This is a genomic window from Curtobacterium sp. MCBA15_007 (assembly GCF_001864905.1).
GTDB lineage: Bacteria > Actinomycetota > Actinomycetes > Actinomycetales > Microbacteriaceae > Curtobacterium > Curtobacterium poinsettiae.
This window is the reverse complement of the sequence record NZ_MJGM01000056.1, coordinates 144,191-155,955: the sequence shown is the minus strand read 5'-3', so window position 1 is coordinate 155,955 and position 11,765 is coordinate 144,191. Positions and strand designations below refer to the sequence as shown.

Here is an 11,765-nt window from a genome sequence, read left to right as displayed (position 1 = left end):
CACCATGACCACGATCCACGACGACCCGGACGAGTTCGCCGAAGACCAACTGAGCGGCTGGCTCGCGCTCTACGCCGACCGGGTCCGCGGCGTCCACGGCGGCGTCGTGACCCTGCCCACCGAGGGGGCCGCACCGCAGGTCGCCGTCGTCGTCGGGGGTGGCTCCGGCCACTACCCCGCGTTCTGCGGCGTCGTCGGCCCGGGCTTCGCCACCGGCGCCGTCGTCGGCAACGTCTTCACCTCGCCGTCGACCGCGCAGGTCTACTCGGTCGCCAAGGCCGCCGACCAGGGCCGCGGTGTCGTGCTGTCGTTCGGCAACTACGCCGGTGACACCATGAACTTCGGGCTCGCGGCCGAGCGGCTGCGTGCCGAGGGCATCGACACCCGCATCGTCGTGGTCACCGACGACATCGCCAGTGCCGACGACGAGACGAAGCGCCGCGGCATCGCCGGTGACTTCTCCGTCTTCAAGGCGATGGGCGCCGCCGCTGCCGAGGGCGCCGACCTCGACGAGGTCGAACGGATCGGCCGGGCGTCGAACGCCGCCACCCGCACCATCGGCGTCGCGTTCTCCGGCTGCACCATGCCCGGTGCGACCGAACCGCTGTTCACCGTCCCCGACGGCCACCTCGGCCTGGGGCTCGGCATCCACGGCGAGCCGGGCATCCAGGACGTCCCGCTGCTCCGTGCGACGGACCTGGCGTCGCTGCTCGCCGAACGACTGCTCGCCGACCGCCCCGCGACGGCCGGCACCCGGGTCGCCCCGATCCTCAACGGGCTCGGTGACACCAAGTACGAGGAGCTCTTCCTGCTCTGGGGCCGGGTGCTGCCGCTGCTGCAGGACGCCGGGCTCGAGGTCGTCGAACCCGAGGTCGGCGAACTCGTCACGAGCCTCGACATGGGCGGCTGCTCGCTGACGCTGCAGTGGCTCGACGACGAACTCGAACGGCTCTGGCGCGCCGACGCCTACACGCCCGCGTACCGCAAGGTGGCGGCACCGGTCGCGGCGCTCGTGCCGGCCGATGCGGTGGACGCCGCCGAGGACGAGGCGACGGTCGTGCCGGAGGCGACCGATGCCTCCCGGCAGGCCGCGCAGACGGCGCGAGCCGCCGTCGAGGCGATGGACGCGCTCCTGCGCGAGCACGAGGAGACGCTCGGCCGCATCGACGCGGTCGCCGGGGACGGCGACCACGGCCGCGGCATGGTCAAGGGGATCGGTGCGGCGCGCAAGGCGGTCGACGGGCTCGGCCCGGAGGCCGGGGTCGCCTTCGTCCTCGGACGCGCCGGTGATGCGTGGGCCGCGTTCGCGGGCGGCACCTCCGGTGTCCTGTGGGGCGCCGCACTCGAGGCGTTCGGCCGCTCCCTCGGCGACGACCGCGAGTCGTACCAGGCAGCCGACGTCGTCGACGCGGCACAGGCCTTCGCCGACTCGATCGTCCACCTGGGCGGGGCGTCGCGCGGTGACAAGACACTGCTCGACGCACTGCTGCCGTTCGTGGAGCAGTTGCGTTCCTCGGTCGAAGCTGGTCAGCCACTCGCCGGAGCGTGGCAAGCTGCAGCGGAAGTCGCTCGGGACGAGGCCGACAAGACCGCCGACCTCACGCCGAAGGTCGGACGGGCCAGGCCGCTGGCCGAGAAGAGCCTGGGGACACCCGACGCGGGTGCCACCTCGATGGGGATGATCCTCACGCGGATCGGCGAGGTCCTCGCCGCCCGTGCTGACAAGGAAGGAACACACGCATGACGTACCGTCTCGTGATCGGGTCCGACGACGCCGGGTTCGACTACAAGGAGATCATCAAGGCCGACCTGCTCGCCGACGACCGGGTGTCGGACGTCACCGACGTCGGCGTCGACGCGGACGGCCACACCGCCTACCCCCACGTCGCCGTGGACGCTGCGCGCCTGGTGGCGAACGGCGAGGCCGACCGGGCGATCCTGATCTGCGGCACCGGCCTCGGTGTGGCGATCAGCGCCAACAAGGTGCCGGGCATCCGTGCCGTCACCGCGCACGATTCGTACAGCGTGGAGCGCTCGATCCTGTCGAACGACGCCCAGGTGCTCTGCATGGGGCAGCGCGTCGTCGGCGTCGAGCTCGCCCGTCGGCTGGCGAAGGAGTGGCTCGGCTACGAGTTCGACCGTTCCAGTGCCAGCGCTTCGAAGGTGCAGGCGATCTGCGAGTACGACGGCAGCGCTCCCGCCGGGGTCGACGCGCAGGCGTAGGCAGGGTTCCGCACGACACCGGTGTTCGCGCACTGAACACGCCCATTCGGGTGTTCGGCACGCGAACACCGGTGTTCCGCGGAGCGGCGCCGCCGCCGCTCAGCCCCGCGCGGCCAAGCGGTGCACGACCGCCTTCGTCGCCTCGTACAGGTCGCGGTAGTCGCGGTACCCCGCCTCGTACGCCGCCGTCGCCTCGGGGTCCGGCTCGATCACCGTCGCCGGCGGGTTCCACGCACCGATGTCCACGGTGTCGCCCGGCCCCGCGACGAGTTCGGCCGCCAGGAACGCCGAGCCGAAGCACGCACCGATCGTCACGCTCGGCACCGTCTGCCGCAGCCCGGTGACGTCCGACACGATCGTGGGCCACAGCCGTCCGAGCAGCCCGCCGCCAGCCCCGACGAGTTCGCGGACCTCGACCCCCGCGTCGCCGAGGGCCTCGAGGTGGTGCCGCACCGCGTACGCCGTCGCCTCGAGCGTCGCCCGGTAGATGTCGCCGCGCGTGTGCCGGACTGTCAACCCCGCGAGCACGCCGCGAGCGTCCGGGTCGGCGATCGGCGTCCGTTCCCCCGCGAAGTACGGCAGCATCAGCAGCCCGTTCGCCCCGATGCCGGAGCACCGCGCTTCCTCGAGCATGGTCGACCACTCGCCGTCGACCAGCCGTCGCAGCCAGTCCGTGATCGCCCCGGAGGTCGCCATCCCACCGGACACGCTCGGCTGCCCCGGGTGCGTGCCGACGGTCGTCCACATGCCCGGCACCGACGTGGGTTCGGCGGTCGGCACGATCATGAACATCGTGGTGCCGTACTGCAGGAACATCCGGCCCGGCACGGACTCGCCGACGCTCACGCCCTCGGCCCAGGCGTCGATGGTCCCGGCCGTCACGGGGATGCCGGCCTGGAGGCCCGTGGCCGCGGCCGCCTCGGGCGTCACGACGCCCGCCTGGTCGCCGGACCACAGCAGGCGCGGCATCGCGAGACCGGGTGCCAGTCGGTCGCACCACTCCGGGATCCAGGCGTTCGCGTGCACGTCGTAGAGGGGTGTCGTCTGACTGGCCGAGTGGTGGTCGAGGACGTACTCCCCCGTCAGCCGTTCGACCACGCGGGACGACGGCATCGTGAACCGTACGGCCCGCGCCCAGACGTCGGGTTCGTGCCGCGCGAGCCAGGCGAGCTTCACGCCGGCGGCCTGCGTGCTCAGGGCGGACCCGCAGCGGGCGCGGATCGCCCCCTCGCCGCCGAGCTCCGCCGTGACGTCGTCGAGCAGCGTCGCCGTCCGGGTGTCGATGCCGTACAGGATCGCCGGACCGAGCGGCGAACCGTCGACGTCGGTCAGCAGCGCGCACGGTCCGATGCCGCTCACGCCGACCGCCTGCACCTCGACGTCGGGCACACGGTCGAGCAGGGAGCGGGTGAGCGACGTGAACTCCTCCCACCAGACGTCGGAGTCCATCTCGACCAGGCCCTGCTCGGGCCGGTCGACCTCGTGGCGACGGCTCACCTCGGCGAGCACGGTGCCGTCGAACCGGGCCAGCAAGGCCTTCGTGCTCGACGTCCCGATGTCCAGACCGAGCACCGCGCGCATGCCGCCTCCTTCGCCGCCACACGACCGCCGCCGGTCGCCCCACGAGTCTACGAGCGACGCCCAGCTGCCTGTCGGGGGCCGGACGTACGGTACCCACGACTCGAATGCTCCACGAGGGGAACCCGATGAAGAAGTCAGCCTGGCTGCCAGCCGTCATCGCACCGGTCGTCGTCGCCGGCGCCGTGGCCGCGCCGATGATCGCGAACGCCGCGAACGACCCGATCGCGGGGACGAACCCCACTGCGGCGGCCGTCATCGCCAGCATCGCGAAGTCGTCGGACGCCCAGTACTCGGGCAAGCTCTCGCAGACGAGCGCGCTCGGGCTCCCCGAACTGCCCACCGGGTCCGGCGGCTCCTCGGTGGAAGGCGACGCCTCCGACGTGCTCGGACTCCTCACCGCGTCGCACACCGCCCGTGTCTACGTCGACGGCCCCGACAAGCAGCGCGTCCAGCTGACGCAGCAGCTCGCCGAGCAGGACGTCGTCCGGAACGGCTCCGACGTCTGGACCTGGGACTCGAAGGAGCGCACCGCCACGCACGTGACGCTGCCGAGCGACACCGCGAAGGACCCGCAGGACGGCACGACGGCCCCGGCCGACATCGCGGAGCAGGCCATCGACGCCATCACCCCGACCACCACCGTGTCGAAGCCGACCCAGGTCAGCGTCGCCGGCCACGACGCCTGGCAGATCACCCTGACCCCGAAGTCGTCCGACACCCTCGTCGGAGCCGTCCGGTTGGCCGTCGACCAGCAGACCGGGCTCCCGCTCCGTGCAAGCGTCCAGGCCGCCGGCGCGGACGAGCCCGCGGTGCAGGTCGGGTTCACCAGCCTCGACTACGGCGCCCCGGCAGCCCGGCTCTTCGACTTCACCCCGCCGTCGAACGCGAAGGTGACGGAGAAGGACCTGTCCGACGCCGGCACCCACACGAAGGGCGAGCACGGCGACCGCCGTGGCACCCCGAGCGGTGACGAGCCGACCTTCACGGGCACGGGCTGGGGCACCATCGCCGAGCTCCCCACGGGCACCGCCGACCAGTCCGGGCTCGACGGAGACGCCTCGGGCCTGCTCGACCAGCTGACGAAGCCCGTCGACGGCGGCCGCGCGGTGCAGACGTCGCTCGTGTCGGTCTACCTGACCGACGACGGCCGCGTCTTCGCGGGCGCCGTGCCGGTGGCCTCCCTGGTCGACGCCGCGAAGTGAGCACGGCCGACCACCAGGTGAGCACGGCCGGGCCGGCGCCCGACCTGGCGATCCGCACCACGGGCCTCCAGAAGGTGTTCCGCAAGCAGCGCGCGGTCGACGGCATCGACCTGGCGGTGCCGCGCGGCGCGGTCTTCGGGTTCCTCGGGCCGAACGGTTCCGGCAAGACCACCACCATCCGGATGCTGCTCGGTCTGTCGAGCGCGAGCGGCGGCACCATCGAACTGCTCGGTGAACCGATGCCGAAGGCGCTGCACGATGTCCTGCCCCGCGTCGGCGCGCTCGTCGAGGGGCCGGCCTTCTACCCGTACCTGTCTGGTCGGGCGAACCTGCAGCGCTTCGACGCGGCCGACCCCACGTCCGACCCGCGAACGCGCAAGACCCGCGTCGCCCGTGCCCTCGACCGCGTCGGGCTGACCCACGCCGCCGACAAGAAGGCGCACGCGTACTCCCTCGGTATGAAGCAGCGGCTCGGCCTGGCGAACGCCCTGCTGTCCCCGCGTGACCTGCTGGTGCTCGACGAGCCGACCAACGGCCTCGACCCGCAGGGCACGCGCGAGGTCCGCAACCTGATCCGGTCCCTGGCCGACGACGGCACGACGGTGTTCGTGTCGAGCCACCTGCTGGCCGAGATCGAACAGGTCTGCACGCACGCGGCCGTCATGCGGACGGGCAAGATCGTCGCGCAGGGCCCCCTCGACGAGCTGCGCGCAGCCGGCGCCCGGACCGTGACCGTGCGGACGCCCGACGTCGGCCAGGCCGGCACCGTCCTCACGCGGCTCGGGCTGACTCCTCGGCACGACGGCGGGGCCGACGTGCTCGTGGCCGACCTGCCGAACGAGCTGCTGCCCGAGACCATCACCGCCGAACTCGTGCGCGCCGACGTCCGGGTCCGTGGCCTGGACGTCGGCGGTGGCACCCTCGAGGACCTGTTCGTCGCACTCACCGGAGAGGGATTCGATGTCGCAGCCTGACGTGGCCGTGCGCGAGGTGCCCGTGCGCCGTCGGCAGCGCACGTTCGCACTGCTCGGTTCGGAGCTCGCGCTGGTGTTCCGGCGACGCCGCACCTGGGCGATGCTCGGGGCGCTGGCACTCGTGCCGATCCTGATCGCGGTCGCCGTGCGGCTGACCACCGACGGCGACGACGGCGGGCCGGCGTTCCTCGGCGACATCACCAACAACGGGCTGTTCGTGGCGTTCACCGCGCTGACCGTGTCGATTCCGCTGTTCCTGCCGCTCACCGTGGGTGTGGTGGCCGGGGACACCGTCGCGGGCGAGGCCAGCCACGGCACGATCCGCTACCTGCTCGTCGCACCGACCGGCCGGGTGCGGTTCGTCCTGGTGAAGTTCGTCGGCGCCGTCGCGTTCTGCCTGGCCGCCACGCTGCTCGTCGTGCTGGTCGGCGCCGCGATCGGTGCCGTGCTGTTCCCGATCGGGCCGGTCACGCTGCTGTCCGGCACGCAGGTCGACGGCTGGTCGTACGCCGGCCGGGCCCTGCTGCTCGCGCTGTACGTCGCGATGTCGATGCTCGGGCTCGTGGCGATCGGCATGTTCGCCTCGACCCTGACGAACGTGCCGGTCGGGGCGATGGCGGCGACGGTCGTGCTCGCCGGGGCGTCGCAGGTGCTCGACCAGCTCCCCCAGCTCGACTGGCTGCACCCGTACCTGTTCTCGCACCAGTGGCTCGGCTTCGGCGACCTGCTGCGCGACCCGATCTCGTTCGACTCGTTCGGATCGAACGCGGTGCTGCAGCTCGGGTACGTCGTGGTGTTCGGAGCGCTGGCCTACAGCCGGTTCGCCTCGAAGGACATCCTGAGCTGACGCGGACGGGGCCCGGCACGAAGGTGCCGGGCCCCGGCAACGCTCAGCTCGCTCAGCTCGCGGGCGAGGCCGATCCGCCGGCCATCGTCTCCGTGTCGGTCCCCCGCGCGTCGGCGTACCGGTCGCGCAGGTCACGCGCCTTCTCGGAGCGGTACCAGTCGAGCCGCGCCCCGGTCTCCACGGTCTGCATCCCGATGACGACCTTGCCGCGGGACTTCATCTCGGCCAGGTCCTCGTACGCCTCGACGATGTACTCGAACGGGTAGAAGCCCGAGATCAGGACCTGCACGCGACGGTCCTGCACGGCCTTCGCCAGCAGGGTCAGCAGCTCGCGGGTCTCCTCGTCCTCGGCGGGCGCGCGGAGGAACCGGACCTCGATGTCCCGGCGTTCCTCGGACGACACGAACCGCTCCTGCCCGACGCCGAGGCGCTCGGCCAGCAGCTCGGCGTTGCTCTCGCCGTGGTTGTCGATGAACGCGGTGATGGGCCGTCCGTCGGCGATGTCGCGGATGCGGTCCTCCTCGCCCTCGCCGTACGCGACGGGCAGCGTCCCGATCTGTCGCAGGTAGTCGTGGTTGCGCGGGCTGCCCAGGGCGATCACGGTCGCGCCGGCGTCGTGCGCCAACTGGCACTCGATGTGCCCGACACCACCCGCCGCGGCCGAGATGACGACGGTGTCCTGCGGTCCGAGCCGCAGCGACCGGACGATCGACACCGCCGTGCAGCCCGCCAGGTACAGGCCGCCGGCGACCTCCCACCCGACGTGCTCCGGCTTCTTGATGACGGCGCCGCGCGGCACCGCGATCCAGGTGGCGTGGGCGCCGCCGGTCGGCGCGTGCCCCATCACCTCGTCGCCGATGCGCAGGTCCTTCACGCCGTCGCCACGCGCGCGGACGATGCCGGCGAAGTCGACGCCCTGGTGTGCGGGGAACTCGAGGTCGACGTGGTCGCGGAGCTTCCCCTCGCGCAGGAACCGCTCGATGTGGTTCAGGCCCGCGGCCACGATCTCGACGACGATCTCGCCCGGACCTGCCGTGGGCTTCTCCTGGGGGACGAGCTCGACGACGTCGAAGTCTCCGTACCGGTCGTACTGCACTGCACTGCCGACTCGCATGGGTGCTCCTTCGCTCAGGTGTGCGTCCGTGCTACTCGGTGTTCCCGCATGCAACCCGAAGACGCGGGGTACCGCGGCTGTGGACGCGACCAGACGACGGACGGGAGGCCCGTGGCGGCCCCGCCACGAGCCTCCCGTCCGTCCTGACGCGCGTGCACCGCACGCAACGGCCGGGCACGACGCCTGCTGGCGCTCGGATCAGTGCTTGCCGGCGGCCGCGATGACGGACCGGACCGTCTCGGCGTCGAGGTGGAAGGCCTGCGGGTCGGCGGCGCCGCGCGGCACGCGGACCGGTGTGGACCAGACCGAGCCGTCCGCGGCGACGTCGACGACGAGTGCGCCGCTGTCGACGACGGCGGACTCTTCGTCGTAGGGGCCGACGACGTCGGTGTCGTTCGCGACGCCGGGGGCGACGAGGACCGGGACGCCGGCGAGCGACCCGGCGAAGTGGTGGTGGTAGTGGCCGCCGAGGACGACGCGGACGTCGGAACCGCGGATGACGTCGGCGAGCGCCTCGGGGTTCTGCAGGCGGAGTGCCTCGTGCAGCTCGGTCGGGGCGGGCAGCGGTGGGTGGTGCAGCACGACGACGGTGCCGTGCGGGGCGTCGGTTGCGCCGTCCGCGTCGGCGAGGGCCGTGCGCAGGTGCTCGAGCGCCGTGTCGCTGAGCTCGCCGTACCCGGCACCCGGCACGCTCGTGTCGACGGTCACGATCCGGCAACCGGCCACGACCGACTGCCCGGAGACCGGGACCGTCGGCGGCAGGTACTCCATGGTGTGCACGAGCGCCGCGCCGCCCTCGCCCAGGACGTGCCCGTTGGTCAGGACCTGACGGAAGCCCTCGCGCAGGTCGTGGTTGCCGGGCACCGCGACGAGGGCTGCACCGTGCCGTTGCGCCCAGCCGCCGACGCGGTCCCGCACGGTGGCGTAGGACTCGGGACTGCCGTCCTCGGAGACGTCGCCGGAGACCACCACCAGCCCGATGCCGGGGACGTCGTCGACGTGGGCGAGCAGCCGTTCGAGCGCGACCGTGGTGTCGACCGCGCCCTGGTGCAGGGCCCCGTCGCCGGTCAGGTGGGTGTCGGAGAGGTGGAGGATGCGGAGGGTCCCGGCTGCTGGCGGCTGCATGCGTCCACGGTAGCCACGGCCCCCGTCAGTCCGGTGCGGCGGCCACGGCAGATCGTCTCTGCCCTCGATCGATCCGGAGACGTAGGATGTCTGCATGACCTCGACGGACGACCAGCACCGGATCGACCCCGCCACCGGGGCACCGGCACCCGCGACCGGACCTGCGTCCGCCGCTCGCACGCGGGTCAAGCGGCAGCTGCCGACGGTGCGGGACCTCGCGCCGCTCATGCAGTTCAAGAAGCCGTCGCTGCCGGGTCGGCGTCAGCGCCTCGAACAGGCCTTGACGATCTGGGACCTGCGGGACATCGCCGCCCGCCGTACCCCGAAGGCCGCGTTCGACTACACCGAGGGCGCGGCCGAGGCGGAGATCTCGCTCGCCCGTGCGCGGCAGGCGTTCGAGGACATCGAGTTCACCCCGGCGATCCTGCGGGACGTGTCGAAGGTGGACACCTCGCGTCAGGTGCTCGGGGCGCCGGTGTCGTACCCGTTCGGCATCGCGCCGACGGGCTTCACGCGGATGATGCAGACCGAGGGCGAGCGGGCCGGCGCCCGGGCGGCCGGGCGAGCGGGCATCCCGTTCTCGCTGTCCACGATGGGCACCACCGCGATCGAGGACGTCCGCGACGCCAACCCGCACGGCCGCAACTGGTTCCAGCTGTACATGTGGAAGGACCGCGAGAAGTCGATGGCGCTGGTCTCCCGGGCCCAGCAGGCCGGGTTCGACACGCTCCTGGTCACCGTGGACGTCCCCGTCGCGGGTGCGCGGCTGCGGGACAAGCGGAACGGGTTCTCGATCCCGCCGCAGTTGAGCGCTCGGACCGTGGTGAACGCCATCCCGCGGCCGTGGTGGTGGTTCGACTTCCTGACCACCGAGCCGCTGGCGTTCGCGTCGCTCGACCGCTGGTCCGGCACCGTCGGGGAGCTGCTCGACCACATGTTCGACCCGACGGTCACCTACGAGGACCTCGCCTGGATCCGCGACCAGTGGCAGGGCAAGGTCGTCGTCAAGGGCGTGCAGTCCCTGGCGGACGCGAAGCGCCTCGCCGACCTGGGGGTCGACGGGATCACGCTGTCGAACCACGGCGGTCGGCAGCTCGACCGGGCACCGGTGCCGTTCCACCTGCTGCCCTCCGTGGTCAAGGAGGTCGGCAACGACACCGAGGTGCACCTCGACACGGGCATCATGTCCGGCGCCGACATCGTCGCCGCCGTGGCCCTCGGCGCGACGTTCACGATGGTCGGCCGTGCCTACCTGTACGGGCTGATGGCCGGCGGCGAGGCCGGGGTGGACCGGATGATCCAGATCCTGTCCGAGCAGATCGAGCGGACCATGCGGCTGCTCGGGGTGGCCTCGCTCGACGAGCTCGAGCCGGGACACGTGACGCAGCTGCAGCGCCTGCAGCCGATCCCCCGGGCCTGATCGCGCGTTCGACTGCGGCCACCGGATGTTCGTCGGTCGATTTCCGTGACACCCCCCGAACGGGTCACAGATGATGCAAGATGTGCGTGGACGCGTCAACGAAACCCTCGGCACCCGGCCGGCTGCTGCGTCCGTCCCTCCCCGCATCCTGCGCCCGAGCATCCACGAGGAGCCCGACATCTCGACCCGAAGCACGTGCACGCCGCCGCGCGGCACGACCCCACGACACCCGTCCACTCCCCGGTCCACGACCGCCTCTGCACCCACCGACGGGCGCACCCGATGATCCGCCACCGCGCGATCCTGGCGGCCGCGACCGCCGGCGCCCTGGTCCTCGGCGTCCCGACCGCCGCTTCCGCCCGCACCTGGTGGGGCTGGGACGGGGAGCGCCACCGGCACCACGCCCCGGTGGACCCTACCCCGACACCGGTCCCGGACGAGACGGAGCCCACGGCCCCCACCGACGAGTGGACCCCGGAGGCGGAGCCCACGCAGGACTCCGCGCCGGTCGAGGACACCGCGCCCGTCGTCGAACCCGAACCCGCGTCCGCGCCCGCGCCCGACGCGGAACCCGGAGTGGACGCTGCCCCGGACGCCGACGCCTCCCCCGCAGACCTGTCCGCACTCGCGCCCGACGCCCCGTTCGTCGAGGACTTCACCACGAACGCCGTCACCGGCCTGGTCCAGTCGCTCTACCCGCAGTCGTGGCACCCGTACCCCGACGGCACCTCGGGCATCTACGCGCCGAGCAAGACCGTCTCGGTCCACGACGGCGTGATGGACGTCGCCCTCGGCACCGGTGCCGGAGCGGCCGGCACCTTCGGTTCCTCCGACGGCGCCTGGGACCACGTCGGCGGCTCGTTCTCGGTGCGCGCGAAAGCGACCGGCGGCGACGGCAACGGCGCGGCCTTCATGCTGTGGCCGACGTCGAACGTGTGGTCCGACGGCGAGATCGACTTCCCCGAGGGCAACTTCGAGGACAGCCCCTCGGCGTTCCACCACTCGATGACCCCGGGCAAGGAGTCCGACCGGGTCCAGGTCGGCACCGGTGTCTCGTGGCGCGAGTGGCACACGTACAAGGTGGACTGGGTGCCCGGTGAATCCGTGACCTACAGCGTCGACGGCACGGTCCTCGACACCGTCACGGAGGACGTGCCGACGACCCCGCACCGCTTCATGTTCCAGGTCGGCAACTGGGGCGAGCAGGGCAACCTGCTCATCGACTGGGTCTCGACGACCGAGTAGCGTCCGCAGGCCGCACCACGACGGACGGGAGGCC

General features: G+C 72.4%; 10 protein-coding genes. 7 read left to right on the top strand and 3 right to left on the bottom strand.

Going from position 1 to position 11,765, the window contains the following annotated elements; translation table 11 throughout:
• The first annotated feature begins 4 nt into the window (after positions 1 to 4).
• Positions 5 to 1,744, top strand: coding sequence for a dihydroxyacetone kinase family protein (locus tag BIU95_RS14485; protein ID WP_071251990.1), 1,740 nt, complete (start codon positions 5 to 7; stop codon positions 1,742 to 1,744).
• Complete coding sequence (locus BIU95_RS14480) at positions 1,741 to 2,223, top strand: ribose-5-phosphate isomerase (protein WP_017888451.1); 483 nt, start codon at positions 1,741 to 1,743, stop codon at positions 2,221 to 2,223. Before BIU95_RS14485 ends, BIU95_RS14480 begins: the two co-directional genes overlap by 4 nt.
• 99 nt (positions 2,224 to 2,322) lie before the next feature.
• Here the strand turns inward: BIU95_RS14480 and BIU95_RS14475 are convergent, their stop codons facing one another.
• Positions 2,323 to 3,804, bottom strand: a complete 1,482-nt coding sequence (locus tag BIU95_RS14475; RefSeq protein WP_071251989.1) for an FGGY-family carbohydrate kinase — start codon at positions 3,802 to 3,804, stop codon at positions 2,323 to 2,325.
• A 125-nt stretch (positions 3,805 to 3,929) separates the two neighbouring features.
• Here BIU95_RS14475 and BIU95_RS14470 point away from each other — a divergent pair, with 125 nt between their 5' ends.
• Genes BIU95_RS14470 through BIU95_RS14460 form a run of 3 tightly spaced genes read left to right on the top strand, consistent with a single transcriptional unit; the run spans position 3,930 to position 6,827 of the window.
• Positions 3,930 to 5,006 carry a sigma-E factor regulatory protein RseB domain-containing protein gene (locus tag BIU95_RS14470; RefSeq protein ID WP_071252047.1) on the top strand — a complete coding sequence of 359 codons (1,077 nt, stop codon included), beginning with the start codon at positions 3,930 to 3,932 and terminating at the stop codon, positions 5,004 to 5,006.
• A complete protein-coding gene (locus BIU95_RS14465; protein WP_071251988.1) occupies positions 5,003 to 5,980 on the top strand; it encodes an ABC transporter ATP-binding protein in 978 nt (325 codons plus the stop codon). The genes BIU95_RS14470 and BIU95_RS14465 overlap by 4 nt, the downstream gene beginning before the upstream one ends.
• Positions 5,967 to 6,827 carry an ABC transporter permease gene (locus tag BIU95_RS14460; protein ID WP_017888447.1) on the top strand — a complete coding sequence of 287 codons (861 nt, stop codon included), beginning with the start codon at positions 5,967 to 5,969 and terminating at the stop codon, positions 6,825 to 6,827. Before BIU95_RS14465 ends, BIU95_RS14460 begins: the two co-directional genes overlap by 14 nt.
• Before the next feature lie 52 nt (positions 6,828 to 6,879).
• Here the strand turns inward: BIU95_RS14460 and BIU95_RS14455 are convergent, their stop codons facing one another.
• Both BIU95_RS14455 and BIU95_RS14450 read right to left on the bottom strand, forming a co-directional pair.
• Positions 6,880 to 7,941 carry an NADP-dependent oxidoreductase gene (locus tag BIU95_RS14455; RefSeq protein WP_081612354.1) on the bottom strand — a complete coding sequence of 354 codons (1,062 nt, stop codon included), beginning with the start codon at positions 7,939 to 7,941 and terminating at the stop codon, positions 6,880 to 6,882.
• A 198-nt stretch (positions 7,942 to 8,139) separates the two neighbouring features.
• Complete coding sequence (locus tag BIU95_RS14450; protein ID WP_056071042.1) at positions 8,140 to 9,066, bottom strand: metallophosphoesterase; 927 nt, start codon at positions 9,064 to 9,066, stop codon at positions 8,140 to 8,142.
• Between the two features lie 226 nt (positions 9,067 to 9,292).
• Between BIU95_RS14450 and BIU95_RS14445 the strand changes: the two genes are divergently transcribed.
• Both BIU95_RS14445 and BIU95_RS19110 read left to right on the top strand, forming a co-directional pair.
• Positions 9,293 to 10,486, top strand: a complete 1,194-nt coding sequence (locus BIU95_RS14445; RefSeq protein ID WP_042538277.1) for an alpha-hydroxy acid oxidase — start codon at positions 9,293 to 9,295, stop codon at positions 10,484 to 10,486.
• A gap of 282 nt (positions 10,487 to 10,768) precedes the next feature.
• The gene (locus BIU95_RS19110) at positions 10,769 to 11,731 is read left to right on the top strand and encodes a family 16 glycosylhydrolase (protein WP_254783377.1); all 963 of its coding nucleotides are present in this window, start codon (positions 10,769 to 10,771) and stop codon (positions 11,729 to 11,731) included.
• Positions 11,732 to 11,765: the final 34 nt, after the last annotated feature.

What these genes read in the sequence shown, in the direction of transcription:
- BIU95_RS14445 (WP_042538277.1), top strand. Translation starts at nt 9,293, where the DNA reads ATGCAGTTCAAGAAGCCGTCGCTGCCGGGTCGGCGTCAGCGCCTCGAA.
- BIU95_RS14485 (WP_071251990.1), top strand. Translation starts at nt 5, where the DNA reads ATGACCACGATCCACGACGACCCGGACGAGTTCGCCGAAGACCAACTG.
- BIU95_RS14480 (WP_017888451.1), top strand. Translation starts at nt 1,741, where the DNA reads ATGACGTACCGTCTCGTGATCGGGTCCGACGACGCCGGGTTCGACTAC.
- BIU95_RS14475 (WP_071251989.1), bottom strand. Translation starts at nt 3,804, where the DNA reads ATGCGCGCGGTGCTCGGTCTGGACATCGGGACGTCGAGCACGAAGGCC.
- BIU95_RS14460 (WP_017888447.1), top strand. Translation starts at nt 5,967, where the DNA reads ATGTCGCAGCCTGACGTGGCCGTGCGCGAGGTGCCCGTGCGCCGTCGG.
- BIU95_RS19110 (WP_254783377.1), top strand. Translation starts at nt 10,769, where the DNA reads ATGATCCGCCACCGCGCGATCCTGGCGGCCGCGACCGCCGGCGCCCTG.
- BIU95_RS14450 (WP_056071042.1), bottom strand. Translation starts at nt 9,066, where the DNA reads ATGCAGCCGCCAGCAGCCGGGACCCTCCGCATCCTCCACCTCTCCGAC.
- BIU95_RS14470 (WP_071252047.1), top strand. Translation starts at nt 3,930, where the DNA reads ATGAAGAAGTCAGCCTGGCTGCCAGCCGTCATCGCACCGGTCGTCGTC.
- BIU95_RS14455 (WP_081612354.1), bottom strand. Translation starts at nt 7,941, where the DNA reads ATGCGAGTCGGCAGTGCAGTGCAGTACGACCGGTACGGAGACTTCGAC.